This is a genomic window from Pantoea phyllosphaerae (assembly GCF_051025595.1).
Taxonomy (GTDB): Bacteria; Pseudomonadota; Gammaproteobacteria; order Enterobacterales; family Enterobacteriaceae; genus Pantoea.
The window spans coordinates 188,383-215,086 of the sequence record NZ_JBPFDE010000002.1; the positions used below are offsets into that span (position 1 = coordinate 188,383).

A 26,704-nucleotide genomic window follows, 5' to 3' on the forward strand; every position below is an offset into this window, starting at 1 on the left:
AACATAGCTTTATTCTGACTATAAACGGCTTGCAACGGTATTACCTTACAACCAGATGGAAAAACTATGTATAACAAAACTAGTCTGCAAAACCCTAAGCGTATGCGGTTGATTACGCTTGTATCAACAATTGGTGGCTTGTGCTTTGGTTATGACACCGGCGTAATCTCCGGCGCATTGATATTCATGAAATATGATATGAACCTGACGCCGGCTCAAGAAGGGTTTATTACTTCATTTCTGCTATTTGGTGCCGCGCTAGGCTCGCTGTTTGGCGGATATTTATCAGATAAGCAAGGGCGTCGTAAAAATCTGCTCTGGGTGGCCGCCGTTTTCATGTTCGGCGCATTAGGCACGGCGTTTGCCTGGGATGTGCCATCAATGATTGTTGCACGTTTTATCCTGGGCTTAGCAGTGGGCTGCGCTTCTGTCACCGTACCTATTTATATTTCCGAACTGGCACGCGCCGATCAGCGCGAGCGGTTAGTCACCGTCAATGAGTTAATGATAGTTACCGGTCAGTTCCTGGCGTACTCGGTTAATGCAACGCTGGTGAATCTCTATCCCGAGTTGCAGCATAACTGGCGCATTATGCTAGCCATTCCAGCATTGCCTGGCGCGCTACTATGGATTGGCATGCTTATGATGCCGGAATCACCGCGTTTCTTTATTCGTCGCGGTGAAACCGACAAGGCCATAAGTGTATTGAAAACGCTTCGCCTGCCGGAAGAAGTTGACCGCGAAGTGAAAGATATTCAGCAAATTGTCAAAGCTGACCAGATGAAATTGAACCTGTTCGCTGAACTGAAAAAACGTTGGGTGATTCAGCTGGTATTAACGGGCTTAATGATCGTGCTGGCAACGCGGGTTACCGGGGTTAATACCATCATGTACTACGCGCCAACCGTATTAAAAGCCACCGGCCTGGGCGATGCGGCGGCTGTCACCGGCGCGGTAGCCAATGGCATTATTTCAGTACTGGCTACCCTCCTTGGCATGGCGTTAATTGGCAAACACTCACGTCGAAAAATGTTTTTTACCGGCCAGGCCGGCGTCACGGTGAGCCTGCTACTGATTGGTTTAGCGTTTAAGTTCCTGTTCCACACTGAAGTTGTTAATGGCGCGGAAGTTCTGCATGCGAATTTTGCCAGCGCACCCTATGTGATCCTTGGCTTAATGCTGGTTTTTCTGGTGTTTATGCAGGGCTGGATAGCACCGGTATTCTGGCTGATGCTGGCAGAAATTTATCCTCTCAGAATGCGCGGTATCGGTATGGGTTTTGCGGTATTCGGTTTGTGGATATTTGATTTTATGATCCAGTCTATTTTCCCTTTCCTGCTGAACCATTATGGAGGCGGTTTGACCTTCGGCTTCTTCGGGACAACTAACATCATTATGTTGATCCTGCTGGTAAAATATCTGCCAGAAACACGCGGTCTGACACTCGAACAAATTGAAAAGAAATTTCGTTTTTAATGCTTAATTAACTGAGGGTAAATGAATGACTGTCAATATTGGCCTGATTGGTCTGGGCATGATTGGCCAGGATCACCTGAAACGTTTTCAAAATATCATCACTGGCGCGCGGGTGACTGCTGTTTGCGATATAAATCATAAGGCAGCCGATGTGGCGGCCAGAGAATTTAACGCTACAGCATTTTATGATGCTGAAGAGATGATTAATTCAGAGCTGGTTGATGCGGTATTTATTTGCTCAATAGGATCGGTTCATAAAACGCAAATTCTTGCGGCGTTTAACGCGGGCAAACCGGTATTCTGCGAAAAGCCATTAACCCCAACCGCTGATGAATCAGCAGAAATCATCGATGCTGAAGTCAGAACCGGTAAGCGTCTGCTTCAGCTTGGCTTTATGCGCCGTTTCGACCCAGGTTATCAGGCGCTGAAAAAGACGATTGATGACGGGAAACCCGGCGATATCTTGCTGATCCATTGTGCACACAGGAATCCCTCTGTGCCAGAAAGCTATACGCTGGAAATGGCGGTGAATGATTCCGCCACTCACGAAATCGATATCATCCGCTATTTGCTTAACGAGAATATTATTTCGGTACGCGTGGATAAGCCCCGTAAGAAAACCCAGCGTGCGCTGCCGCATTTACAGGATCCTTTAATCATAATTTTCGAAACCGAATCTGGTGTACGCATCGATGATGAGCTGTTTGTGAACTGCCATTATGGCTATGACATACGCTGTGAGGTGATTGGCGAAAACGCGGTTGTCGCGCTTACTGAACAGCAGCTGATTAGCACGCGTTCGCTGAGCGGCAACGCACAGCATATCGCACAATCCTGCATGGAGCGTTTCGCCACGGCATACGACCGGGAAGTGCAGCATTTTGTCGATAACGTACGCAATGGGCGCGAAATGAGTGGCCCCTCCTCATGGGATGGTTACGTCGTGGCGCTGGTGTGTGATGCTGGTTTAGCATCGCTGAAAGATGGCGAAAAACACGATGTCATTATTCCGCCGCAGCCAGCGCTCTACCGTTGATAAATGCACTTTTGCGCTATCAGTGAGGAAGTATTCATGTTGACTTTAACTGAAGACGCGCTGCATCTGCAGTGCCGTGCAACGCATAAAAATGAGGCGATACACATTGCCGCCAGTGCTCTGGAAAAGGCGGGTTATGTCAAACCTGGCTTTGAACAAGGCATGCTTTCGCGGGAAAAGAGTGTCTCAACTTATATTGGAGCAGGTATTGCGCTTCCTCATTGCGCAAAGGAAAACCTTGATCTCGTCATTCAATCGGGCTTTCAGGTATTTCAATTTCCCGATGGCGTAAGCTGGGGTAAAGGAAAAATTGTTTTTATTGTTGTCGCTGTGGCTGCAACGAAAAATGAACATATTCAGATTCTGGCGGATATTGCAGGTCTACTGGGCGATGAAGTCAAGACTACCTTATTAGCGAATGCCAGAACTAAAGCCGGTTTTATCGATCAGTTCGAAAGAGCGTAACTTACGTAAAATATTGGGGATAAGAGAATGGAACTTGCATTGTGTACTGACGTTCTGGCTGATTTACCTTTTCCAGACATGCTGGACAAAGTTAAAAATTATGGGATTAGTGGTGTTGAAATGACCGCAGGCGGCTGGTCCCCCTGTCCACATGTCAAAACCGAAGAGTTATTGAATTCTCCTGAAAAGCTTGAGCAGTTTAAGCATGAACTGGCTGAGCGGGAGATGCGTATTGTGGCGCTTAACTGTTCTGGCAATCCGCTAGCGCCTGGTGAACTGGGTGAAGCCCATACCAAAAGCAGCTACAGGGCGGTTGAGTTAGCAGGCAAACTAAGTGTTAAAAAGATTGTGATGATGAGCGGTTTACCCGGAGGCGGGCCTGAAGATCGCGTGCCGAACTGGATAACATCCACGGTTTCATGGCCAGATTACATGCCGGGTGTAATCGACTATCAATGGAACGATGTTGCAATTCCATGGTGGAAAAAGTTTGTGCAGCACGCTAAGCACCATGGTGTAGAGAAAATTGCTATCGAAGCGTTTCCGAGTCAGCTGGTTTATAACCCATCCACCTTACTGCGTCTGCGCCACGCCGTCGATGACATGGTTGGCATTAACCTGGATCCCTCCCATTTGATAGCCATGGGCGCCGATCCTGTTGCGGCGGCACGTAAGCTGGAAGGGGCAGTCTTTCATGTACATGGTAAAGATGCGCGAATAGAGCGGGGTCTGGCCGACGTTGATGGACTGATGGAGTACCAACCCGTTACCCAGACTAAAACACGTACCTGGAACTATGTCGCCGTAGGTTGCGGGCAGGATCTGAAATGGTGGAAAGAGTTCTTTTCAGTGCTGCGTATGACGGGTTATGACGGTGACGTGTCACTTGAAATGGAAGATCTTACGATGAGTGTCGAAGCTGGCCTGCAGACGTCAATTGATGCCTTACTCGCCACTTTGAGCCGCTAGAAGCGCAGTGCCTGTCATTAACGGCAGGCATGCGCCCAAAACCCTATCGGGTCATATTTTCTGCAGACAGAATGCATACCTGTTTTTGGCCTTTTATGCCAGGCGGCCTGTCAGGACCACAGACGACGTTATGAGCAAACAGCAAGTTGTCTTGATGTCGCTGACGTTTTTTGCCGTGTATGGAGTGGCGCTCGCAGTCAGATGCTGATTTCGCGGGAGTGCTGAAATAGCGCTCTCGCGAAGACAGAGAGCGGGCCGTTAAATTCAGCCTGCGTAGTGACCGAATAATGCGCCCGTGAGCCCCGATAATCCCATCGCCAGGCTACTCCAGAAGCTGACCCGGATGATGCTGCGCATCACTGGTGCTCCCCCCGCTATGGCGGCAACAGTCCCCAGTAAAACGAGCGCCAGCAGAGCCGCTATCACGATGCTGGCTATGCCGGAACGAGTCAGTGCCACCATCAGCGGAATCAGCGCACCCACCGTGAAACTTCCGGCAGAAAACAGCGCAGCCTGAAGGGGGCGCGCGCTTGAGATATCGGAGATACCGAGCTCATCGCGGGTGTGCGCATCCAGAGCGTCATGTTTCATTAACGCGCTGGCGACCTCATGCGCCAGCGCTTTACTGAGGCCGCGTTGCACATAAATTGCGGCCAGTTCATGAGTTTCGGCAAGGTAATCATTTTCCAGTTCAACCTGCTCCTCAGCAATGGCGGCGCGCTCGGTGTCAGACTGCGATGAAACGGAAACATACTCACCGGTGGCCATGGACATTGCTCCCGCGACCAGGCCAGCCACGCCTGCCAGAAGAATACTGTGCGTGGAGCTGTCCGCCGCCGCCACGCCAGTCAACAGGCTGGCAGTAGAAACAATGCCGTCATTGGCGCCCAGGACGGCGGCACGTAGCCAGCCAGAGCGTGAAATTTTATGCGTTTCTCCGGGCGTCACGCTTTTCCTCCTGATAGTGTTTTTTCAAACCGTATGCAGATTCAGTTATTTTCAGTGCCTGAAATGACTGCGGTTCTGGACAACACGACATGTAATAAACCCATTGCGCCATGCGCATAAAAATAAATCTCAATGAAGGTCGTTAAGAATTTATGCAGGCCGAGATAATATTCCGCTGTGCCTGGCGAGGCGCTCAGCAGGGTTTGTGCAAGAAACCAGATGCCGCCTGATGAAGCAACAAGGATCAGTGCAAGCACACCAGCCCCCTGGATGGCAGCCGCAATACCTCCCTGTGCAGCCTCGGGCAGTTTTAGCTGACGGATTAATTTGATATCGCGTTTGATGCCGCTAAAGTCCAGCATTAGCCATGCGTAGTACCAGCGAAATCCTCGTTGTGACATCATCCATATCAGCAGTATCCAGCCAAGAAACAGTAGCAGAAAACCTGAGCCGATGTGGATCCAGGTTATCACGCCCTCAATGCTACTCAGGTTTAGCCGCTCTGCCTCAATAAAGTTCGAATTAATAATCTGCAATAAAATAAGCACGGCTACAGCAATGTGAAGCCCACGAAAAAAAGGGGCGTAGCTGTAGGGTATTAAGGCTGTCAGTGTCGATTTCATACTCGCTCCCGGAGAAAGTTACCTCACGAAAATAGCCTTTTAACGTTAAGTTATCCTTAGGTGCGAAAATAAGCGGGCGTCAGACGTGATGTAAAGCGCCTGATTTTTGGTGACCAGCGGCAAGGTTCTTTTCAGGGGGGCCATTAATTTGAGGTGATATCGTTGTTGAAAGTGATAATGAAAACGATAAGCAAAAAGTTTGTCTTAAATAAAAAGGGTGGTTTGTGGTGGCCATTTGAACGATATAATAACGCTGCCGAGAACCTCTCAATTAGCCATGACGGTGTTGTTAACTGCGTAAACCGTACATTCTTTCTGGGCGCTCTGCTGATGCTTCTGACAGTTTCTGAGTGCAGCCGCTGCGGCTTCTGTGGTCGTGCGCGCCCAGTAGGAAACTCCCCAGTCACCTGACGCATCCGTCGCAAAGGCTTTTTCAAAAAGCTGCGCAGATTCATACTCTCTGAATGCAGATTTTCCCTCGGCGTTATTGAGTGCAAGCGGTAAGGGCATATTTTTCATACTGATCCTGACCACCTCCTTGTATGGCATTCCCTTCTTATGAAGAAATTCTCCCACTGGCCCCCACCAGAAATCTTCCGGAGCGGAATCCATAAACGCGTGACCGTTAGCACGATAGGGGGGCATTACGACAAAACTGCCGGAGCCGCCTGCTGAGATATAAGCATTGAAAAACGAGAGGGCGGTCAGGGGCGGGAATAATTTATCGTTTTGTGAATAAAGCCAGAGCGAAGGAGTGTGTGAGGCGGCGCCCATCTCAGCGAAGGCTCTCAACAATCCCGCCTGGTCACACACTGAGCTGCCGCCGCTAGCGCCTCTTCCTCCGTCAAAATTAATGATCGCCTGAACACCCGACGGCTGTCCGGCACCGGCGGCCAGAGCGCCAAATCCACCGGCTGACATGCCGGCGAGAATGGCGTTATGCCCGGATGCCCATGGCTGGCGCCTGATTGCATTGAGCGCGCTCAGCAGATCATCAGCGTCTCGCTTCCTTGCCAGGCCATGCTGTGGATGTGCGCAGGTTCCGCCAGTATATTCGGCTCCGCCGCTGGAATAGCCATAGCCTTCCCGCAGAACGACCACCGCCGCATAGCCGTGGCGGGCGAACGCCAGAGCCGTTCCTGACATCCGGTTTGGATTCATTTCCCAGCGATCGAATTCAGCCGTGCCCGTGGTACCGTTGGTAATCAGGGCGATGGGCCAGCGGCCAGGCCCGGAGGGCCGCGTCACGAGAGCGTCCAGCAGGGCCGGTTTGCCATCTGGCAACGTGACACGCAACATAACAGGCTCTCTTATAAGCCCGTTGAACTGCTGATTATTTTCGACAGAGGGCGCAGCAGCACTTCCCATGGGAAGTGCCAGCCATACAGGCAGCAAAAGTAAAAGCCCGCGCACGGCCTGATTTAAAGAGGGGGATGTCACGATGTCCGGCCTGGCTTATGGTGGTTAACTGAACAACTTAGCGTGACGGTGCGGCGGTGAATACTGCGCGGCAGGAAAAATTGCTTGTCAGATTGTTACCCAGCCTTTTCCGGCCACCTGTAAAGGATACGCGCAGCATCAATGACCGATGGGATAGTGCAGTGGGTAAAGCACACGCTCTCTGCAACAGAGCAGCATCGTTGACCTTTGCTAAGCTCGTTGCTATTGATCGAGGACAGGTCAGTCAGTTAAGGCTTCCTTAAAAATAGTGCTGGCCATCGCGCCGTTGCTAATGCAATGCAAAAAACAGACAGGAGAGGATGCAATGAAAGTAAACGCTAAAGACCAAAACGGGACTGCTCAACATCTGGACGTCGCATCACTGATCATTACGTTCAGTAACGGTGAAACCATAGAGATCACCGATGAAAGCCCAAATCGGCCAGCCAATATCGCTGAGGGCGTGACAGTATGGGGAGGCAGAATGCCTGAAGAGGGCGCTTCTTTAGATAAACTCAAAAACACCACGCGCGGGCTGGGAATTTATCCAATGGCAGCGAATACCATTCATATTTTTCCCTATCCCTTCAGCAAGTAATTATTCGGTCTCGTTTCTGAAGAGCAGAAAATCGTCGTGAAAGAAAAGGCGCTATCACCCCTGTCAGAATATTTTACATCGCTCAGTCGCCATGCTCGACTTTAGCCAGGAAATAAAAATTTGCGTTAAATAATCATGCAGGCCAGATTTTTTTTATCATTAAGAAGAGTGTGGATCAGCCTGCTATCCTTTGTTAAGAGCTTGTTGGCTAATTCTCTGTTTTTCGCAGCAGATTTCAGCGGTGGCTAATAAAAAAGCGGAAATCTGCTTTCTTTAGTTAAGATACTTTTTTATTTAATTTAAAAATTAAATATTGTCAATTTTTTGAAGCGATGATTTATACGGAGTGTTTAAAACTCGATGCGAGTAAGTTAAAATATTGGTTCATTCATTTATTTCCGATAGTACTAAATATAATGCTGCAACAAAATAAGATTCTCCCCGCGTTATCACTCATCGCAATGGTCGTCAGCGCAACAGCGCATGCTGAAGACGCTAATGAAAAAACAGACGTACTTCTGATTGGCGGCGGCATCATGAGTGCCTCTATGGGAACATTACTGCAGGAGCTTCAGCCTGACTGGAAACAGCTCATGGTTGAAAAGCTGGATGGTGTTGCGCTCGAATCATCCAACGGCTGGAACAATGCCGGTACCGGCCACTCAGCCAATATGGAGCTGAACTATACGCCAGAACGTCCAGACGGTTCGATTGATGTTTCTAAGGCGCTGGAAATCAACGAAGCGTTCATGATCTCCCGCCAGTTCTGGTCATCGCAGGTAAAGCGTGGCGTATTAAACGATCCGCACTCTTTCATCAACTCTACGCCGCATATGAGCTTTGTATGGGGTGATAAGAACGTTGAGTACCTGACCAAACGTTATGCCGCTCTGCAACAAACGACGTTGTTCCAGGGCATGAAGTTCTCTACCGATCAGAATCAGATCAAGCAATGGGCTCCCCTGATTATCGCCGGGCGCGATCCGCAGCAGAAAGTGGCTGCCACCTGGACGCCGGTTGGCACCGACGTTAACTATGGCGAAATTACCCGCCAGCTGGTGGGTAGCCTGAAAAAAGAGAGTAACTTTAAGCTGGAAACCTCATCTGAGGTTACAGGTTTCAAACGCAACAGCGATAACTCCTGGCACGTCACGATTACTGACGTGAAAAGCGGCAAAGAGCATGCAGTAGATGCGAAATATGTCTTTATCGGCGCAGGCGGTGGGGCCCTGAAACTGCTGCAGGAGACAGGTATCCCGGAAGCGGATAACTATGCAGGTTTCCCTGTGGGCGGCTCATTCCTGGTCACTGAAAATCAGGACATCACGCGCCAGCACGCGGAGAAAGTTTACGGACAGGCTTCCGTGGGTGCGCCACCGATGTCGGTCCCGCATCTCGATGCGCGTTTCCTGGATGGCAAACGTGTGGTTTTGTTTGGGCCTTTTGCCACCTTCTCGACCAAGTTCCTTAAAAACGGCTCTTTCCTCGATCTGCTCAGCACCACTACGACTAAAAACGTGGGGCCGATGACTGACGTAGGGCTTGATAACTTCGATCTGGTGAAGTACCTGATTGGCCAGGTGATGTTAAGTGACGAAGACCGGTTCGAGGCGCTGAAAGAGTATTATCCGTCAGCGCGTAAAGAGGACTGGAAACTTATTCAGGCCGGCCAGCGCGTACAGATTATCAAGAAGGATGCGGAAAAAGGCGGCGTACTTAAGCTGGGAACTGAAATCGTAACCGATAAACAGAAAACTCTGGCTGCGCTGCTGGGCGCTTCTCCGGGCGCATCCACCGCTGCGCCTATCTCCATCAATGTGATGAAGGAGCTGTTCCCAGAGCAATTTAAATCGGCGGAGTGGCAGAGCAAGATCCGTAGCATCGTTCCGAGCTATGGACAGAAGCTGAACGGCAACGTTGCGCTGACCCAGCAGGTTTGGGATGAAACGGCAGCGACGCTGCAGCTGGTAAAACCGCCAGTGATTCAGATGAAGGCGGCTCAGGACGCTCCTCAGGCTCAACCTCAGAAACCAAAAGCCGCTGCTGAAGCTCAGCATGATATGGCTCTCTAATCCTTACGGATGATGATAAAGCCCCTGACGGTCTCTTCAGGGGCTTTGATTATCAGGCCGCTGCACGCCCATCTCCCCGCTCTGCATCCTGATCTGCGTCCCAACGCCACCAGCCGGACTTAAAGCCCCACTGTTTTATCCTCTTCTCGGTTAGCAGGAAGGTTTAGCGTAAATCAGCCTTACGCATTGGCATCCTGTCTATGGTGGAAAGCAGCTCTTCTGACGTAAGCGGTGTTTTTTGGCGAATTTTCACCCCGCCATCTTTTCCAACCAGCACAACTTCAAAACCGCTGGGCTTAAATTGTGAACGGAGCTGGCCACTGGCCGCAGGCGACGTATCACTCAGCACGATGATATCGCGCTCCGCTAGCTCAGCGCTGCTTTTCTCCAGCATGGCGATTTGCCTGACGTAGTCAGCATCTTTTTCAGATGGAGCAAATATAACAACAGGGCGTCTGTGCCACTGATACTGTCCAAGGCTTGCCGTATCTGGGGGCAGAGGGGAGAACAGCGTTGTATCTGCCATCAGCGCCGGGCTGTAACAAAACAGAGACAGCGCCAACACGCCTGAAGCAGTGAAGGCGTGCCGAGACAGGGATAACGGCTTTGGCAACAAATTTTTCATAGGTACCTTTACTCCTTCTGGGCAGGCTGGCGGCATTCAGAGAAAAAGAGTAACCGGGCAGATGAACGCGGATCCTGTATCAACAGTAGCGGAATTTGCCAGGGATGAACGTCTCCTTTCACATGTTTACAAGAAGGGCAAACAGAATGCGCACTACAGCTTTCCTGGTCTAAAGGCACAGGCATAATGTGCAGTCAGGTTCCTGTCCCGCTTTCGCTGCGTCATGGTGCTATTCAGCATCTATGCGTCACGTATCTCAGAAGCCTGACTGATAGCAGCCCGTCAGGCTTCACCCTGACAGGGCGCAGCCGTCGTCACGGGCTTTCTGAGCTTTTCGGACAGCTGCAGGCTGATCAGCGCCAGCACAATGAAAGCCACGGAGATGCCGGCCAGCCCGTAAAATCCCGCCACCGGATAAACCCAGGAGGCTACCGCTGAGCCGAAACCGATGCCCCCGAACATAAAGGCACTGGTCAGCGCCAGCGCGATGCCGCGATACCGGGCAGACGACAGTTCAACGATCCTGCGCTGCTGGCTGGGCCAGAGCAGATCTGTGGCAAAGGCCCAGAAGACCAGTGCCAGCAGTAGCACGCCCAGGGCTTTTGGCAGCAGGGCAATCAGCGCCGTATCTGTGATGAGCAGGGTCATGCCCGTCAACAGCAGCTTTTCCGAGGTAAAGCGTGTTGCCGCCCGGGTGACCCAGAGGTTCCCCAGCACCCCGGCGACGCCCAGCACCGCCAGCGCCGCGGAAACCGCATGCGTGCCGCCAGCGTAGGTGTCGCGGATAAGCGGGGCGATAAAAGAGTAAAAGCTGTAAACGCCGGAGGTGATGAAAAACACCACCAGGAAGGCCGTCAGGTATTTCCCCTCAGACAGGACGCTCGCCATCTCGGCGAGCCGGATACGCGAACCCACACTTTCATCCGGCACCGTCAGCAGGACATTCAGCCCGCTCAGCAGGCTCGCCAGTCCGACCAGCGCAAACAGGGCTTTCGCCCCCCACATGTCGGCAACCCATGCGGCGAGCGGAATACCGGCCAGGCTCGCCATCGATACCCCGAGAAGTACCATGCCGATAGCCCGCCCGCGCTGCTGTTCATCTACCAGCTCAGAACCCAGCGCGACCAGCACCGGGCCGATAAACCCGGCACCTACGCCCATCAGTATGCGGGAGGCGACCAGCGACCCGTAGGCCGGCGAGAGCGCAAAAGCGAAGGCGCCCAGGCCAAACAGCCCGATGCCCGTGAGCACCAGCTGGCGACGGCGAAGATGGCCAAAGATGACCTGAACCAGCGGGGCGGCGAGCGCAAAGGTCAGGCCGAATATACTCAGTAAGCGCGCGCTCTGCGCATCAGTCAGCTGCCAGGCAGCAGAGATAGCAGGCAGGCTGCCGGCGACAGAGAGCGCGCCGGTAGCCTGGACAAAGTAAGCGATGCTTAGCGCGCGCAGGGCGCGGCGCTGGGAAGAGGTGATAGCAGCGTTCATTATTCATCTCCGGCATAGAAAAACAGGGGCTGGATGCCCCTGTAGCGTTTACTGAACAGGAATTGGGTTATCCGCCACGGACTGGTTGAACTGATTCACCAGGGTATGCTCGTCTGCGCCCGGGTTATCGCGCACCGGCAGCACGCGATCGACGATGGCTTCGATGGTGTCGGTGCCGAGCTTGTCGAAGGTTTCGCGGATAAAGTCTTTCAGCGGCATGGCGCGCGGATCGCCGCTCTTGTAAATCAGGTCGGTATCCACCCACGGCGGAGAAATTTCAATTACCTGCACGCCGCTGTCGCGCAGCAGGAAACGCTGAGACAGGGTGTAAGAGTGAATGGCGGCCTTGGTGGCGGAGTAGAGCGCGTTGGTTGCCAGCGGCAGAAACGCCAGCACCGAGCTGTTGTTGATCAGCACCGCGTCAGGCTGCTGCTTCAGGTGTTCGATAAAGGCGGCGCTGACGCGCACCGGCCCGAGAATATTGGTATCCAGCAGGGTGACCGCCTGCGCATCATCCAGCTCGCCAGCCGCGTTGTCGAAAGGCATGATGCCGGCATTGTTGATCACCACGTTCAGCGCCGGATAGCGTGCCAGCACGCTCTGCGCGGCGGCTTTGATGCTGTCGGCGCTTGTCACGTCCAACACGACATAATCCATGCCTGGGCTGGCTGCGGTCACCTCCTTCAGCAGCGCCTCGCGGCGTCCCGAAATAATTACCTGGTTACCCAGCTGATGAAATTTTTCTGCCATTGCGCGGCCGATGCCAGAGGTACCGCCGGTGATGAAGATAGTGTTGTTAGTCAGTTTCATGGTCATATTCCTTCAGATGATAAGTGGTAAGGTTATTAGGCTGTCGGAGTGGATCAGTGCATGGAAACAGGTTGATAGCGTGGCGCCGGCGCGTCGCTGCCAAGGTGCGGGATCATCGCCTGGCGCGCCTGCTCATAAGTGGTCCACAGGGTTTCATCCTGCAGGGACGGAATAGTGACAAGCTCGCCGCGGGCAAAACCGGTCAGCGCGGCGTCCACCATCTCCTGTGCGCTCATGACGATTTTTGGATTGAGTTGCTCGACGGGCAGGCCGCCGCTCTCCCAGAACGGCGTCGCGGTCGCGCCGGGCAGTACCGCCTGCACCTGAATGCCTTTACCGGCCAGTTCGTGATGCAGCGACTGCGTAAACGCCAGCACAAAGGCTTTACTGCCGCCATAAACCCCGTTCAGCAACTCAGGCGCAATACTGACGATAGAGGCAATATTGATAACGGCGCCGCGCCCGCGGTCGACGAAGCCGGGCACCGCGGCGTAGGTCAGGCGGGTCAGCGCGGTGACGTTCAGGTTGATCATCGCGGTCGTCTGCTCCACGCTGCTCTGCAGCAGCGGCGTATGGGTGCCGATGCCGGCATTGTTAACCAGAAGCGTGATGCTGGCGTCCTGACGCAGCTTCTCTTCCAGCCTGGCAAGCTGGGCGGCATCGGCCAGGTCAGTCGCAACAACCTCGACGCTGCGGCCGCTGTCGGTGGTGATATGCTCTGCCAGCTGGTTCAGGCGGTTGTGGTTACGCGCCACGATAATCAGGTCATAGCCCATGCGTGCCAGGCGGCCAGCGTAAAGTGCGCCCATGCCGGTGGAGGCGCCGGTGACAACGGCAGTGCCGCGGTTGGTCAGTGTTTGCTGCGTCATGATGTTCACCTTGTCAGTTATCGGGTTGGTGAATTCATAGTACGCAGTCACGCACCGGCGCGGCTGACAAGAAAAGGCAGGATTCAGGACATCATGATGGCCGGATTAACGGACATCATGACGGGAGAAGCAGGAGGAGGGCGGAAGCGTCAGGCTCTTCCGGTGCGTATAGACTGCGGCGGAATGCCATAGCCGCGCATAAAGACCTCGCGCATGTGTCGCCGGTCGCGAAATCCAGATTCACGTGCGATCGCTTCCATCGAGAGCCTGCTCTGTTCAATCAGCAGCCTGGCATTTTCAAGGCGCAACGCCTCCACCGCTTTTGCCGGTGACTTACCTGTCTCTGACCGAAACAGCCTGCTGAGCTGGCGCGCGCTGACATGCACCGCATCCGCCAGCTCCTCAACAGTTAAGGGGTTACTCAGGTTTTTGCGTGCGTATTCCAGCGCAGACTGCAGGCGATCGCTGCGCGGCGAGAGCATCAGCATCTCTGAATGCTGGGTCTGCCCGCCCGAGCGGCGATGGTGCATCACCAGCAGATGCGCCACGCTGCGCGCAACCTCTGCGCCCAGATCCTTCTCCACCATACCCAGCGCCATATCGAGCCCGGCGGTTAAGCCAGCCGACGTCCAGACGTGGTCATCGATGATAAAGATGCGGTCTTCCTCCACCCGGGTGGTGGGGTGCATTGTTTTCAGGGTCTGCGCATGGATCCAGTGTGTGGTCGCGCGGCGTTCGGCAAGTAATCCCGCCTGACCCAGCACGAAGGCGCCAGTGCAAATACCGGCCACGCGGCGCGCTTTCAGCGCATGGGTCTGCAAAAAGGTGACCACCCCAGGCGTTGCCGGCAACTCAACCGGCGTCAGCACCCCGGCGACGAGCCAGGTATCAATTTGCGCCTCCGCATCAAGCAGCCTGCTGTCAACGGCGAAGCCGTACGAGGATAAAACCGACCCGCCATGTTCAGAGTAAACTGCGCAATCATAGAAAGGTTCACCCTTAACCTGATTGGCAAACTCAAAGATACTCAGCGTGGACAACCCTAAAACCTGAAAGTAATCAGAAATCAGCAAGCCTACCCGATGCATCCTATTCTCCTGTCACAGTCTGGCGCCGGAACCGTCTGGGGTGCCGGTATCGCTGAAAACGTTGAGCATTAACAATACCCTGAATATGACGCTTTACGTACTGACTTTTTAAGTGTGCGTCAATCCTCCTGCCGAACCGGACTTTCTATCTTCACTTTTCACGTGAAAGTGTTTGCTGTTATTGCACCTGTTTTGCAGCAGATGTCCGCACTATTATTCATTTCACACAAGGCAGCGGAAATAACCGGCTGCCCTGATAAATAACCCTGAACATCTCAATCACTGAAGGAAATGAAAATGAAAACTGTAAAATCTGCGCTGATTATTGCCGTCCTGTCCGCCATTTCATTTGGCAGCGTTGCTCAGAGCATTACCGCAACGGGTTCGACGCTGGATGAAGCGGAGTCACACATTGCGCAGCAGGCTAAAAAAGCAGGCTCTGATTATAAAATTACCGAAAGCTACGCGGGCAATCAGTTCCATATGACGGCCGAGCTGATTAAGTAAATTTAAAAGCGATGAAAATGGCCATTTATTTAAATGGCCTTTTCTTTTTTTATAAATTTCCTGCCCGCTTTAATTAGCGTTTGCCAAATATCGCTGCGATAACACCGTCTCGCGCTTTTTATTCAGGCGCTCTGGTTCGCCGCGAGTTCAGTCTGCCCGCCCTTTACAAAAGCCGGATGGGTGCGCATTAACGCCGTGATGGACTTAAGGTGTTCGCGCAGCAGGCCATGCAGCTCCCGGATCGCCGGAGAAAACTGTTTACGGTGAGGACAGATAAGATTCAACGGCACGGCTTCCCCAGGCTGTTCGGGAAGCAGCACTTCCAGCCGACCGGCCAGCACATCGCTGCTGACATCTATCCATGATTTATAGGCAATGCCCATCCCCGCGACTGCCCAGCGCCTCACCAAATCGGCATCATCGCACAGCATCCTGCTGCTTACCGTCAGCTGGCGCCGAACGCCATTTTCTGGAAATGACCATTTATCGTAAGCGTGCCCGTTCAAGGTGTAGAGCAGACAGTGGTGCCTGAGCAAATCATCAAGGCGCTGCAGCCTGCCATGCTTGCTGATATAGGCGGGTGAAGCGGTGAGCACGCGCCGGTTATCTTCGGCCAGCGGCAAGGCCACATAACTGCTGTTTTCAAGCGTGCCATAGCGGATGGCCACATCCACCGGATCGCGAAAAACATCGCTGACCTGATCGGACAGAAAGAGGCGAAGGGATATTTTGGGATGTTTTTCGCAGAAGGCGGTGATCACCGGCAGGATGATGTTTCGCCCGATGTCTGAGGGAACGGCAATTTTCAGCTCACCCTGGATTTCATCTTCACTGCCCTGCAGGCGTTCCGTTCCTGCCTGCAGGATGGTCAGCATTTCCTGTGCATAGGGCAGCCAGGTTTCTCCCTCTGCGGTCAGGCGCAGGCTGCGCGTGGATCGCGCAAACAGGCGTTTATTCAGGTCGCGCTCCAGACGGTTGACGGCGGCACTGACCTGCCCCGGAAGAATATCGGCTTCACGGGCTGCACTGGAAAAGCTGCCCAGCGCGGCGGAACGGACGAACAACGTAACATCTTCAAGACGTATCATTGAGGCTCCAGAATGCAAAACGTATTCGGATCCGGTCAGGCTGAGACATTACTGGCTATCAGAAGATCTGATAAAGCCAAGCAGGGCGGTGACGCGCGCCTGCCAGCCCTGCGGCTCGAGCCTGTCATTTGCTTCCAGACAGGCCTCAACCAGAAAAGACCAGATAATTTCTGCCATTACGCCGGCATTTTTTTGTAGCGGGATATTCATCCGTATCTGTTCAATGACCGCTCCGCGAAAGTCGCGCACGATCTCCAGCGCAGCTGCGGGCAGAACGGCAACTTCCCGCGTGGAGTTGATAATGAAGCAGCCGTTAAACGCAGGATTATTAAACGGCGCAGCCAGCAGGAACTGTTCAATATTTTGCCAGCCATAGGGCTGTTTTTGTAACAGAAACTGGGCGGGCGCGCTACTGACATAGTGTTCAAGCGCGCTGACAAAAAGCTGCTCCTTACTGCAGAAGGTCGCGTACAGGCTTGAGCGGTTAATATCGGTCGCTTCTTCAAGCTGGCCCAGGCTGGTGCCAGCCAGCCCGTTCTTCCAAAAGACCGGAATAACGCGGCTCAGAACGTCTTCATTGCTTATTTTCCTGGGTCTGGCCATCGGGGCCTCCGTTTTAAACCAATCGTTTTAATATGCATCCTGTCGGCAAAAAATACCAGACTAAAAAAAATAAAAAACTGATCGGTTCAAAACTTCTTGCCTTTTTGCTATGCCATTAGCTAGTTTTAAAACGAACAGTTTAAAACAGGATCGCAGCATGAAAATCGAGACCCCTTCAGCCCGATATGCTTTCTGGATCAGCGCCGCCGTCGTTGCCCATACGCTCTGGACCAGCGCAGCACCCGCAATGATTTATCCGCTCTATGCCGCTCAATGGCATCTCTCCTTTACGACCGTCACGGTGATTTTTGCCGTTTATCCGCTGACGGTTGTTGTGACCATGCTGCTGTTTGCCGGCCTGTCTGACAGAGCAGGAAGGAAAAATCTCATGCTCGCCGGGCTGCTCAGCTCCGCAGCGGGCGTGCTGCTGTTTGCCGCGGCAGATAGCGTAGCCGTCCTGCTGACGGGCCGGGTGATGATGGGGATTGGCGTAGGGCTATCAGCGGGGCCTTCGGCCGCGGCGCTGGTAGATTATGCCGGTCAGGACGGCTCTGCGCGCGCTGGCGCGGTGACGCTCGGGGCGCAGTCGATAGGGTTCGCCGCTGCTTTGTTGCTGGCCGGAGCGCTGATAACCTGGGCACCGGCGCCCACCCGCCTCAGTTTTTATGTTCTTTTCGCGCTGTTGATTGTGCTGATCGTTCTTTGTCTGTTTATCCCAGGCGACCGTCCTGCAGGCGCATCTTCCAGACTGCTGGCTCGCCCTGACGTGCCAGTATACCTGCGCCACACCTTCTTTTATGCCGCGCTGGCGGTAACAGGGGCCTATACCCACGGGGTGCTGATATCGTCGGTAGGGGCGCAGATCGCGCGTTCTCTCATTGGGTCGCCCAGCCCGTGGATTAACAGCGTGGCGCTGGCGCTTTTCCCGATGGCGCTGGGCATTGCCGGCATATTAGCCAGAAAAATCGAACCCCGTCGTTCAGTCATAACGGGATCGATAGTTTCCGCGACGGGTATGGCCAGCCTGTGTCTGTCCGTATCTGAACACAGCCTGACTTGTTTTGTCGGCGCCTCACTTATCTCCGGCGCCGGCTATGCCTTTATGACCTTTGGCGGACTGGGACTGATTGCGCGTCATGCACGACAGTCAGATCGCGGTAGCGCCATGTCTATGCTGTTCGTTTTTGCCTATCTGTTTACCGGCGGACTCGCCGTTGGCCTCGGCAAAATGGCCACGCAGCTGAACCTGGCGAGTGCGGTCTATGCTGGCGCGCTGACCCTTATTTTCATCTGTGCGGTGCTGATTATTCTTGGCGTATATCAGCTGCGCAGCACTAACCGGCTTTCTGTAGCCGACGTCTGAGACTTCGCTTTCTATTCATCAGCGCTGAGATGTCACGCAGCGCAACAGGTTTCTTTTATCTGAATTCAGGAGAATACAATGTCCTTAAATATCTATCCGCTCAACCTGGGCAATATTACGCTCGATAAATCAGGCCTGGTGTTATTTCAGGATGCGGGCGTGAAAACCACGATTCCCACGCTGGGTTTCCTGATCACCGGCGGCGAATTTCCGGTACTGGTCGATACCGGCTCACGCTCAACGGAATATTACCGTCAGTTCGGTTTTGAGGCTGAGCAAACGCGCGAGATGACCCTTTCATGGCTGCTTGCCCAGCATGGCCTGAAGCCTGCGGATATCCGCTACGTGATCCATACCCATGCGCATGTCGATCATGCAGGGGGAGATTATCTCTTTCCGATGACCACGACGGTTTGCCTGTCGAGACGTGAGCTGTCGTTTGCCGCTTCCGGCATTATGGGGCCAGCGATGTACGCGCTTGAAGATACCCGTCATCTGCTTGACCGCCTCTATACACGAGGCGCGCTGCGCCTGTTTGACGTGGACGGCAGCTATGAAGAAGAGGTTATTCCAGGCGTAACGGTACGCCTGAGCGGCGGCCATACCCCGGGTTCCATTTCGGTGCTGGTGGATACCGCTGAGGGCATTGCCAACATCAGCGGCGACGTGGTGTATAACCTGCAGAGCAGTCTTATCGACCCCTTCCTCGACAGCCTGAACGCTGGCGAACCGACCATTACCGGCAACCGGGCAATGTCGACGCTGGAGGAGAAGACCGCGATCAAAAAAGCCCTGTCCGGCGTCCGTTTTATGCTGCCCAGCCATGATGTGCCTGCTCTCGTTCAGGGAGGACGGGTGACGGGTCTTCTGCATAATGCGATCTCTAATCCCGAAGCCCGCGTCACTGACCCTTCTGCCTACACATTGCTGTAAATCTCCGCGGAGCCTGCCAGGCTCCGCTTCTCATTGCGCACCTGACTTTCACTGCAGGAGTGAAAGTGCTGATGGGTTTCCCCCGTTTTTCTACACGCGCTGAGCCCGTAATCTTCCATCAACGAATCGACAGCGCTGCTGCTCACGCCACAACAAACGGGGACCACACTATGAAAGCCATTGTATACAGCCAGAACGGACTGCCGGTTACCGATTCGCAGTCTCTTTACCAGACCGAATTACCAAAACCTCAGCCGGGCGAACACGATCTGCTGGTAAAAATCAGCGCGATTTCGGTGAATCCGGTCGATATCAAAGTGCGCGCGGGCTCGCCTGTGACGCAGCCGCGCATTCTCGGCTGGGACGCCGTGGGCACAGTGGAGGCTATCGGTGAGAGCGTCACCCTGTTCAGGCCTGGCGACAAGGTCTATTACGCTGGCTCCATTATCCGCCCGGGCTCCTATGCAGAATACAGTCTGGTTGACGAGCGTATTGCCGCTCATAAGCCCGCTTCACTGAGCGATGCCGACGCGGCTGCGCTCCCGCTCACCTCCCTTACCGCCTGGGAGTTACTGTTCGACCGTCTTGAAGTGAAGGGCGGGCACGGCGACGCCATCCTCATCATCGGTGCCGGCGGCGGCGTGGGTTCGGTGCTCACTCAGCTGGCCAGCAAGCTGACCGGCCTTCGCGTAATCGGCACCGCTTCCCGCGCGGAGACGGCGGAATGGGTGCGCGAGCTTGGCGCGCATGACGTCATCGATCACTCCCGTCCGCTGCTGGAAGGCCTGCGTGAAATCGGTGTCGCTTCCGTGCGTTACATCGCAAGCCTGACCCATACCGACAAACATTATCAGCAGATTGTCGAAGCGCTGGCGCCTCAGGGCCGGCTGGCTGTTATCGACGATCCGGAAACGCTGGATGCCTTACCGCTCAAGCGTAAGGCCGCTTCCCTGCACTGGGAGCTGATGTTCACCCGCTCACTGTTCCAGACCCCGGATATGATCCGCCAGAACGAGATTCTGGAGAGCGTGCGCCGCCTGGTCGAGGACGGCACCCTGCGTACCACGAAAGGCGAGCACTACGGAAAAATTAGCGCGGAAAACCTTCGCCGGGCGCACGGCTTTATTGAAAGCGGCCGGGCACGCGGAAAAATCGTGCTGGAAGGCTTTTGATTTCACCGCCAGTTACGCCACAGGCTGGCTGGCCCATTCAATATCCCAGGAAGATGCAATGATGAAAACACGTATGATAAAAACGGCGTTAGCGCTCTCTGTGGCGCTGGTGGCGGGCGGCAATACCCTGAATGCGCTGGCGGCAGACGATCACGCGTTGCCTGCGCTCAGCGAGCTTGCTCAGGACCGCGCAATTGGCAAACCCGAAGTGGTGGCGACATTTAGCGGCGCTATGCCGACCGGGGTGACCGTTACCGAAACGGGCCGTATTTTTGTAAATTTCCCGCGCTGGGGTGACGACGTGCCGTTTACCGTGGCCGAGGTAAAAGGGAACCGGCTGGTGCCTTACCCGGACGCCGCGATAAATATCGCTGACAATTCAGCTCCCCGCACGCATTTGCTGAGCGTGCAGAGCGTGGTGGCCGACGGCCGGGGCCGGGTCTGGATACTCGATACCGCCGCGCCGGGCTTTTCAAAACCGGTTGCAGGCGGCGCAAAACTTGTGGCGGTTAACCTGAAAACGAATCGGGTTGAAAAAACCGTTGTTTTCCCGGCTGACGTGATTAAACCCGCCACCTACGTCAACGACATGCGCTTCGATTTTCGCATCGGTAAAGCTGGCGTGGCGTACGTGACCGACTCCTCGCTGTCCGGCACTGGCGCGATTATCGTTATTGACCTGGATAGCGGCAAAGCGGTGCGCCGTCTGGACGGCGACCGCACAACGTCGCCTGAAGCGGGCTTTTCACCTGTCGTTGAGGGCGAAACGCTGCTTCAGCGTCACGCGGACGGAACAACCGCGCCGTTCAGCGTAGCCTCTGACGGCATTGCTCTCTCTCCGGACGGTAACACGCTCTATTACAGTCCGCTCTCGGGGCGTCACCTGTATGCCGTTTCCACGGCGCTGCTTCGCGATCCGGCCATCACAGCGTCTCAACTCTCGGCGTCCGTAAAAGACCTGGGTGAAAAAGGGGCGTCAGATGGCCTGGAAAGCGATGCGACAGGCGCTGTGTATGCCGGTGACTATGAGCGCAATGCTATCCGCAAGCTGCCAGCTGGCGGGGAGTGGACAACCCTTGCGCACGGCCCTGAAATCCTGTGGCCGGATACCCTGTCGGTCGGGCCAGATGGCTATCTCTACTTCACTACCAACCAGCTGAACCGCCAGCCCGGTTTCCACGGTGGTAAAGATTTGCGCCAGAAGCCGTATGCTCTGCTACGCATCAAAATCAACGCAGCGCCCGCCCCAACGCACTAAACCACTTCACAGTCGGGGGCAGAGTGCCCCCGCAGTCAGCGCAGATCGCATTGATTACCCGCCAAAGCAGACACGTCGGGAGCGCCCTAAACCATTCTGTAGCATAAAGCCCACGTCTGGCATGGGCTGAAGGGCGCTTTACTGCTTATGGTTTGCTGCGCGGGAAGGCGACCCGGCATTGCTTTCCTGAATGACAGGCTGACTTTTCCCGGCCCGAATAAACGGCCTTTCAATATAACGCCATGACAACCACGCGAGTAAGCAGGAAAGAATAATGGAAACGGTAAACCTCACATATCCATCTTCGATTCCAATGCTTGCGAATCGCTTCCCTAAGCCGTTATTCATCAAGGTATGAATCAGATAAAGAGAAAAAGAAATGTCGCCTAACCGTATTAAAAGTTCAGGTACATACTTACCAATAATATCCTCAGAAAGTGCAAAGGTTAATAAAATGAGGCCATATATCCAGCCCGAACTTAGCAGCCCGTGCCCGGCAAACATACCATGACTAAAGCAGTAGGCTGCAGCGATCAGGCTACACCCTGCACCAACGGCCATAATTTTGGGTGATAGCCACTTCAGGTAAGGGAGTAGTAGTCCGACGCACATTCCTGTGATAAAAAGCCAGGTCATCGGGTTAGTGATCAACCCAGCCAGGGCTGAATCAATCTTATATCCGGCAGGCTGAAGCGTTAACTGATGGCCTAAAGTCAAAGGCAGCACAATAAGCGTGGCAGCAAACAGCGCGCCAGCCCCTATCCAGCGCTTAGCAAACAGAAGCGCAACGGAGATAAACAGGTAAAACATAACCTCATAATTTAGTGTCCATCTGACGCCATACATTCCACTATCGTCAACATAAAAGGGGGGATGGTCGGGTAAAATCGGCATAAAGGTCAGGGCGCTAATAAGGTTTTCTGTTTTATCCGGATAATGAAATGTACTCATCGCGCCTGTCAGGAAAAAAGAGATAAGCAGGATGATATAGTAGGCCGGTAATATTCTCAGTGCCCTTTTTTTTAAAAAGGTCAAGGCGCCGATAATACCCTGAGGCGATCTTGCCGCGCTCAGCGTTATAACAAATCCGCTGATAAGAAAAAAGAGATCAACACCGGTTGCTCCCCATCCAAAAAGTTCATCTCCACGCCCTGGAATCTGAGCATTAATGTTCCATCGGAAGTGGAAAAGCATAACGCTTAGCGCAGCAATTCCTCTGAGCGCCTGTAAGCCCCTGTATGATGTTTGCTTATTAATCATGATCTATATTCAAAGTGTTAAGAGTGTATGCTTAATGCGACTTTATCATCATTGAGTTGTAAAGATCATGCTTGTTTGCAAAGCTTACCTGTGCTTGATGCCCAGGCTTTTGCTGCGTTGTACCGGCCGAGCCTGGCATTCAAGGCAATATAACACTGTCGATATTCACCGGGCGGCGTTCAGTGCAGATCATATCTGACCGGGCCTCAGGGACACGGTCAGTTGCCTGTGTGAGGGTGGCGGGGAAGTGTGGAAGCCCCGGCGCATAACGTGCGGGGCCTGTTGCAGCCAATCTGTAACCTCTGAGCGGACGCTCAGCGGTTTCTCTCCATAAACGTACCGGCAGAGCCGACGTTGGGGTCAATAAACACGACGTCATCGGGTGAGCGGCGCGGAGTGTCCAGCGTCAGGAAGATCACGGGTTCTTCCAGCAGAACGGGAAGCGCATGAACGACGTTGCGCTCGAAAAAAAGCATGTCGCCTGGCCCGAACTCAGCTTCAGTCGACGCATCCTCCATCCAGAACGTTCCGCGGCCTGAGAGCACGTACAGGTATTCATCGCATTCGCGGTGAAAATGAGGGGGCACGCCCCGATAAGCCCGGAATACGCGGCTGCTGGCAGCTGGGCGATCGGTTAGATAGATATCGGCCAGCATTGTGGGGGCCGACGCTGGCAGATTCGTTGCGATTTCGGCCGGTCTAAAACGCGCTGACTTCTGTGAAGTGATATCCGTCATTTCACTTTCTCCCTAACAAGGTAAAAGGTAAGGGCGAGGAGCAAAAGCGGTGGGGGGACCGCCTCTGCGCCACGGGCGTCCTGAGCATCAGCTCACTTTTGGAAAATCAACAACGGTGTCGTTCACCCGGTTCACCATATTGGTAAACAGAATGGCGCTGACGGCACCAAGGGTTTCCACAACCTGCTGGTCGCTGAATCCGGCCTCGCGGAAAGCCTGAACGCGCTCGGCTGATACCGTTCCACGAGAGGAAACGAGATACTGAACAAACTGCACCAGCGCATCGATGCGCGCATCGCCGCTGAAGCGGGCTTCACGCAGCTCCCGCGTCTGCTCGTCGGTATAACCCGCCTTTTTAGCCATCAGCGTATGCGCGGCCAGGCAGTAGTCACAGCCCGACTCTTCACTGACAGCAAGATTAATCGCTTCCAGCTCACGGGCGCTCAGGCTGCCTTTGTGCAGAGCTGCGTTCAGCTGAAGCATCTGACCCAGAACCTCAGGTGAATTGCTGCCGATGGTCAGATAGGCATTGGGGACTTTACCCATGCTGCCTTTGATGGCGCCAAAAAGCTGGGCGGTTTTGCCGGTGGCGTCGCTTTCAGTAATGGTATGCAAACGGCTCATATAAGCTCCTTGATTGAGGTATACAGGCAGAGGCGACGGCGCTTTCTTGCGGAGAAGACGCGGTCGCGCTGCGTTCAGGAGAAGAGTACTGCGGCTGAAAGAGAGGAAAAACCGGCTGTAAGAGTCAGCACTTTATCTCGAAAAGATAAAATGCTGACCCTTACAGCACTTCGAATCAGCCTCTGACTGCTACCGGTCTGGTTCATACCCAGAAAGGACAAGAGAGGCTGGCAGGCATCCTTCATCACGCCTCTTTTACCAGCCCAAACAGGTCATTCAGCGATTCGCTCATGGTGGGATGGGTAAAAATTTGATCCCTGAGCAGGGTATACGGCAGGCCTGCATCCATGACGGTTTTCACGATATTGATCACCTCATGAGAGTCTGCTGCCAGCAACGCCACGCCAAGAATTTTCTTGCTGTCATTGTCTACCAGCGCCTTGAGGATGCCTCGCGTATCGTCAATAACCCGAGCACGTGGAATCGCCGCCACGGGCAATGACACCACCTGAAAATTCCGGCCCTGCTCACGCGCCTGCGCTTCTGTAAGCCCGATGCGTGACAGCGTGGGCGTCATAAAGACCGAATAAGGTATATTTACGCGATCGTCTGTGGTGCGCGTTCCTTTACCCAGCAGCTGATCGTGCACAATGCGAAAATCATCCAGCGAAATATAGGTAAACTGCGGGCCGCCGGTGACATCACCCAGCGCCCATATATGATCCACAGATGTTTTTAGATACTTATCAACCACAATGGCACCACGCGCATCTGTAGCTACATCGGCGTTCTCCAGCTTCAGTTCCCGCGTCGCCGGGCGCCGCCCGGTTGCCACCAGTAAGACGTCAGCCTGACGTTCGCCCTGATCCGTGTGGATCGTAACGCTGTTCTCGTCGCTGGAAACCGACTGCACCCGGGTGTTCAGCTCAATTTTTACCCCCTGGTCCTGCAGAACGGTTTTGATGGCCGCGCTGATATCTGCATCCTCACGTGCCAGAAACTGCGAGGACGTCTCAAGTAAGGTGACCTCACTGCCAAAGCTGGCAAACATTGAAGCGAACTCAACGCCAATATAGCCTCCACCAAGGATGGCCAGACGTTTGGGCAGGCTGGATACATTCAGGATGCCCGTGCTGTCTACAATGCGTGGCCCGGGCACCAGGCCTTCAATCTGCGGGAACACAGCTTCGGCGCCAGTATTAATGAAAATGCGATCGGCAGTGATCTCGCTGCTTCCCTGCTCCGTCGTGATGTTTAGCGTGTGAGGATCAATGAACGCCGCCTGGCCATCGATCATCTCGACCTGCGCGATATTCGCCAGGTTGAGATAATTTTTTTCACGCAAAAGCGCGACGACTGAGGCTTTGCGCTGCATCGCCTCACCGAAGTCGGCGTCGGTTTGCGCATCGTGCACCAGCGCCTTAGTGGGAATACAGCCGACGTTGATACAGGTGCCGCCGTACATCTCCTTTGATTTCTCAACGATCGCCACGCGCCAGCCGGCACGCCCCAGGGCGGCGGCCAGCGTTTTGCCTGCTTTACCAAAACCGATAATTGCTGCCTGATAATGGTTCATAATGCTCTCCGATATAAATAGCGGTAAAAACTGTCAACGTCACCAGCTTACGATTAACGGCGACGCGCTTTTACGCCGTAACGCTGGCTTTATTGTCTTTGCGTCTGAATAACCGGATTTCAGGATAAGAAATGAAAAACAGAGGGCGAGTATGGATCCACTGAGTCATCTGCTGTTATTGCATAATCCCCGGAGCAGCATTGACAAAAACTGTGTACTGAGTGGCGAATGGCAGCTGCCGCATCGGGCAGGGCATCTGTGTTCGGTGCGCTGGCACACTGTCGCTGGCGGTTCAGTTATGCTGGACATGCCGGGCTCAGCAAAAGTTGAGATCTCTGCCGGGAGCGTCGTCTTTTTGCCGCAGAATGCCGCGCATCGCCTCTATCAGCAGCAGAGGTCGCCAACCCATCTGGTATGCGGCGGACTGACGTTACCTGCATCGGCTCAGGCTTTTCTTACGGCGCTGCCGGAAGTATTGATGCTTAAGCCAGCAGCCGGGAGCCATGAAGCACGCTGGCTGGCCGCCGCCCTGACTTTAGTCACTCAGCATGATGCCACCGATGCGCCGGGCGATGAGGCGTTGCGCAGTCATCAAATCAGCGCAATGTTTACGCTTGCCGTTCGCAGCGCCCTTTCTGATACGCTGCAGAATAAAAGTCTGCTGACACTGGCACTCCATCCGCGCATCGGGACGCTGATCGCCCAACTTTGCGAAGCGCCAGCGCTGCCGTGGACCGTGGCAGAAATGGCACAGCGCGTATTTATGTCGCGCGCCTCATTTGCGCAGCTGTTCCGCCAGCTGAGCGCCACCACGCCGCTCGCCGTTTTGACCTCTATTCGTCTACAGCTGGCCGCCCAGCAGCTGGCGCGCGATTCCGCGCCGGTCATCAATATCGCCCTCGCTGTTGGCTATGCCAGTGAGTCATCCTTTCATAAAGCTTTTCTGCGGGAGTTTAATTGCACACCGGGCGAGTATCGCCGGCGAACAGAAAGGCTGGCGAAGGAGGACAGGATGCTTTTTCAGGCATAACTGTTTTCTCTTTGCAGTCACGTGAATGCCGAAGAGATCTGATTCGGCA

The 26,704-nt window shown here is 54.0% G+C and carries 26 protein-coding genes; 12 read left to right on the forward strand and 14 right to left on the reverse strand.

The genetic code is table 11. The features are described from left to right. The first annotated feature begins 66 nt into the window (after window positions 1-66). From ACR6A7_RS04120 to ACR6A7_RS04135, 4 genes are read left to right on the forward strand one after another with little or no spacing between them, the layout of a single operon-like run. Window positions 67-1,476, forward strand: a complete 1,410-nt coding sequence (locus ACR6A7_RS04120; protein WP_434123537.1) for a sugar porter family MFS transporter — start codon at window positions 67-69, stop codon at window positions 1,474-1,476. A 25-nt stretch (window positions 1,477-1,501) separates the two neighbouring features. Next, window positions 1,502-2,512 (forward strand): Gfo/Idh/MocA family protein, encoded by a 1,011-nt coding sequence (locus ACR6A7_RS04125; protein ID WP_434123538.1) that lies wholly within the window; start codon window positions 1,502-1,504, stop codon window positions 2,510-2,512. A gap of 36 nt (window positions 2,513-2,548) precedes the next feature. Next, window positions 2,549-2,977, forward strand: a complete 429-nt coding sequence (locus tag ACR6A7_RS04130; protein WP_434123539.1) for a PTS mannitol transporter subunit IIA — start codon at window positions 2,549-2,551, stop codon at window positions 2,975-2,977. 27 nt (window positions 2,978-3,004) lie between these two features. Further along, a complete protein-coding gene (locus ACR6A7_RS04135) occupies window positions 3,005-3,946 on the forward strand; it encodes a sugar phosphate isomerase/epimerase family protein (protein ID WP_434123540.1) in 942 nt (313 codons plus the stop codon). Between the two features lie 264 nt (window positions 3,947-4,210). Here ACR6A7_RS04135 and ACR6A7_RS04140 read toward each other — a convergent pair whose 3' ends face one another. The 3 genes from ACR6A7_RS04140 to ACR6A7_RS04150 all read right to left on the reverse strand — a co-directional run bounded on the left by ACR6A7_RS04140 (window position 4,211) and on the right by ACR6A7_RS04150 (window position 6,957). Continuing rightward, window positions 4,211-4,894, reverse strand: a complete 684-nt coding sequence (locus ACR6A7_RS04140; RefSeq protein ID WP_434123541.1) for a VIT1/CCC1 transporter family protein — start codon at window positions 4,892-4,894, stop codon at window positions 4,211-4,213. A gap of 41 nt (window positions 4,895-4,935) precedes the next feature. Further along, window positions 4,936-5,517 carry a cytochrome b/b6 domain-containing protein gene (locus tag ACR6A7_RS04145; protein WP_434123543.1) on the reverse strand — a complete coding sequence of 194 codons (582 nt, stop codon included), beginning with the start codon at window positions 5,515-5,517 and terminating at the stop codon, window positions 4,936-4,938. A gap of 267 nt (window positions 5,518-5,784) precedes the next feature. Further along, entirely contained in the window at window positions 5,785-6,957 is a 1,173-nt protein-coding gene (locus ACR6A7_RS04150) for a dienelactone hydrolase family protein (RefSeq protein WP_434123544.1), read from the reverse strand. A 325-nt stretch (window positions 6,958-7,282) separates the two neighbouring features. Here ACR6A7_RS04150 and ACR6A7_RS04155 point away from each other — a divergent pair, with 325 nt between their 5' ends. Beyond that, window positions 7,283-7,555, forward strand: coding sequence for a hypothetical protein (locus tag ACR6A7_RS04155; protein ID WP_434123545.1), 273 nt, complete (start codon window positions 7,283-7,285; stop codon window positions 7,553-7,555). Between the two features lie 416 nt (window positions 7,556-7,971). After that, window positions 7,972-9,627 (forward strand): malate dehydrogenase (quinone), encoded by a 1,656-nt coding sequence (gene mqo / locus ACR6A7_RS04160; protein WP_434123546.1) that lies wholly within the window; start codon window positions 7,972-7,974, stop codon window positions 9,625-9,627. Window positions 9,628-9,790: 163 nt separating this feature from the next. Here mqo and ACR6A7_RS04165 read toward each other — a convergent pair whose 3' ends face one another. The 5 genes from ACR6A7_RS04165 to ACR6A7_RS04185 all read right to left on the reverse strand — a co-directional run bounded on the left by ACR6A7_RS04165 (window position 9,791) and on the right by ACR6A7_RS04185 (window position 14,504). Further along, window positions 9,791-10,252, reverse strand: coding sequence for a DUF4174 domain-containing protein (locus tag ACR6A7_RS04165; protein ID WP_434123547.1), 462 nt, complete (start codon window positions 10,250-10,252; stop codon window positions 9,791-9,793). A 282-nt stretch (window positions 10,253-10,534) separates the two neighbouring features. Continuing rightward, window positions 10,535-11,737 carry an MFS transporter gene (locus tag ACR6A7_RS04170; protein WP_434123548.1) on the reverse strand — a complete coding sequence of 401 codons (1,203 nt, stop codon included), beginning with the start codon at window positions 11,735-11,737 and terminating at the stop codon, window positions 10,535-10,537. A 48-nt stretch (window positions 11,738-11,785) separates the two neighbouring features. Continuing rightward, the gene (locus tag ACR6A7_RS04175) at window positions 11,786-12,547 is read right to left on the reverse strand and encodes an SDR family oxidoreductase (protein WP_434123549.1); all 762 of its coding nucleotides are present in this window, start codon (window positions 12,545-12,547) and stop codon (window positions 11,786-11,788) included. Window positions 12,548-12,600: 53 nt separating this feature from the next. Further along, window positions 12,601-13,416, reverse strand: coding sequence for an SDR family NAD(P)-dependent oxidoreductase (locus ACR6A7_RS04180; RefSeq protein WP_434123551.1), 816 nt, complete (start codon window positions 13,414-13,416; stop codon window positions 12,601-12,603). A gap of 149 nt (window positions 13,417-13,565) precedes the next feature. Next, window positions 13,566-14,504 carry a GlxA family transcriptional regulator gene (locus ACR6A7_RS04185; protein ID WP_434123553.1) on the reverse strand — a complete coding sequence of 313 codons (939 nt, stop codon included), beginning with the start codon at window positions 14,502-14,504 and terminating at the stop codon, window positions 13,566-13,568. 297 nt (window positions 14,505-14,801) lie between these two features. Between ACR6A7_RS04185 and ACR6A7_RS04190 the strand changes: the two genes are divergently transcribed. Further along, window positions 14,802-15,011 carry a YdgH/BhsA/McbA-like domain containing protein gene (locus ACR6A7_RS04190; RefSeq protein WP_434123554.1) on the forward strand — a complete coding sequence of 70 codons (210 nt, stop codon included), beginning with the start codon at window positions 14,802-14,804 and terminating at the stop codon, window positions 15,009-15,011. Window positions 15,012-15,133: 122 nt separating this feature from the next. Here the strand turns inward: ACR6A7_RS04190 and ACR6A7_RS04195 are convergent, their stop codons facing one another. Both ACR6A7_RS04195 and ACR6A7_RS04200 read right to left on the reverse strand, forming a co-directional pair. Beyond that, on the reverse strand, window positions 15,134-16,099 hold the full coding sequence (locus ACR6A7_RS04195; RefSeq protein ID WP_434123555.1) for a LysR family transcriptional regulator: 966 nt from the start codon (window positions 16,097-16,099) through the stop codon (window positions 15,134-15,136). A gap of 48 nt (window positions 16,100-16,147) precedes the next feature. Beyond that, the gene (locus tag ACR6A7_RS04200) at window positions 16,148-16,702 is read right to left on the reverse strand and encodes a TetR/AcrR family transcriptional regulator (protein ID WP_096074121.1); all 555 of its coding nucleotides are present in this window, start codon (window positions 16,700-16,702) and stop codon (window positions 16,148-16,150) included. 157 nt (window positions 16,703-16,859) lie between these two features. Here ACR6A7_RS04200 and ACR6A7_RS04205 point away from each other — a divergent pair, with 157 nt between their 5' ends. The 4 genes from ACR6A7_RS04205 (at window position 16,860) to ACR6A7_RS04220 (ending at window position 21,428) form a co-directional block, all read left to right on the forward strand. Beyond that, on the forward strand, window positions 16,860-18,065 hold the full coding sequence (locus ACR6A7_RS04205; RefSeq protein ID WP_434123556.1) for an MFS transporter: 1,206 nt from the start codon (window positions 16,860-16,862) through the stop codon (window positions 18,063-18,065). Between the two features lie 78 nt (window positions 18,066-18,143). Next, window positions 18,144-18,998 carry an N-acyl homoserine lactonase family protein gene (locus tag ACR6A7_RS04210; RefSeq protein ID WP_434123557.1) on the forward strand — a complete coding sequence of 285 codons (855 nt, stop codon included), beginning with the start codon at window positions 18,144-18,146 and terminating at the stop codon, window positions 18,996-18,998. A 170-nt stretch (window positions 18,999-19,168) separates the two neighbouring features. Beyond that, entirely contained in the window at window positions 19,169-20,170 is a 1,002-nt protein-coding gene (locus ACR6A7_RS04215; protein WP_434123558.1) for a zinc-binding alcohol dehydrogenase family protein, read from the forward strand. Window positions 20,171-20,228: 58 nt separating this feature from the next. Next, window positions 20,229-21,428 carry an L-dopachrome tautomerase-related protein gene (locus ACR6A7_RS04220; RefSeq protein ID WP_434123559.1) on the forward strand — a complete coding sequence of 400 codons (1,200 nt, stop codon included), beginning with the start codon at window positions 20,229-20,231 and terminating at the stop codon, window positions 21,426-21,428. 138 nt (window positions 21,429-21,566) lie between these two features. Here ACR6A7_RS04220 and ACR6A7_RS04225 read toward each other — a convergent pair whose 3' ends face one another. The 4 genes from ACR6A7_RS04225 to rclA all read right to left on the reverse strand — a co-directional run bounded on the left by ACR6A7_RS04225 (window position 21,567) and on the right by rclA (window position 25,625). After that, window positions 21,567-22,688 carry an acyltransferase family protein gene (locus tag ACR6A7_RS04225; protein WP_434123560.1) on the reverse strand — a complete coding sequence of 374 codons (1,122 nt, stop codon included), beginning with the start codon at window positions 22,686-22,688 and terminating at the stop codon, window positions 21,567-21,569. A gap of 314 nt (window positions 22,689-23,002) precedes the next feature. After that, on the reverse strand, window positions 23,003-23,425 hold the full coding sequence (locus tag ACR6A7_RS04230) for a cupin domain-containing protein (protein WP_434123561.1): 423 nt from the start codon (window positions 23,423-23,425) through the stop codon (window positions 23,003-23,005). Window positions 23,426-23,512: 87 nt separating this feature from the next. Next, entirely contained in the window at window positions 23,513-24,049 is a 537-nt protein-coding gene (locus ACR6A7_RS04235) for a carboxymuconolactone decarboxylase family protein (protein WP_434123562.1), read from the reverse strand. Between the two features lie 244 nt (window positions 24,050-24,293). Continuing rightward, on the reverse strand, window positions 24,294-25,625 hold the full coding sequence (gene rclA / locus ACR6A7_RS04240) for a reactive chlorine resistance oxidoreductase RclA (protein ID WP_434123563.1): 1,332 nt from the start codon (window positions 25,623-25,625) through the stop codon (window positions 24,294-24,296). Window positions 25,626-25,776: 151 nt separating this feature from the next. Here rclA and rclR point away from each other — a divergent pair, with 151 nt between their 5' ends. Then, window positions 25,777-26,655, forward strand: a complete 879-nt coding sequence (rclR, locus tag ACR6A7_RS04245) for a reactive chlorine-specific transcriptional regulator RclR (protein ID WP_434123564.1) — start codon at window positions 25,777-25,779, stop codon at window positions 26,653-26,655. Window positions 26,656-26,704 lie beyond the last annotated feature (49 nt).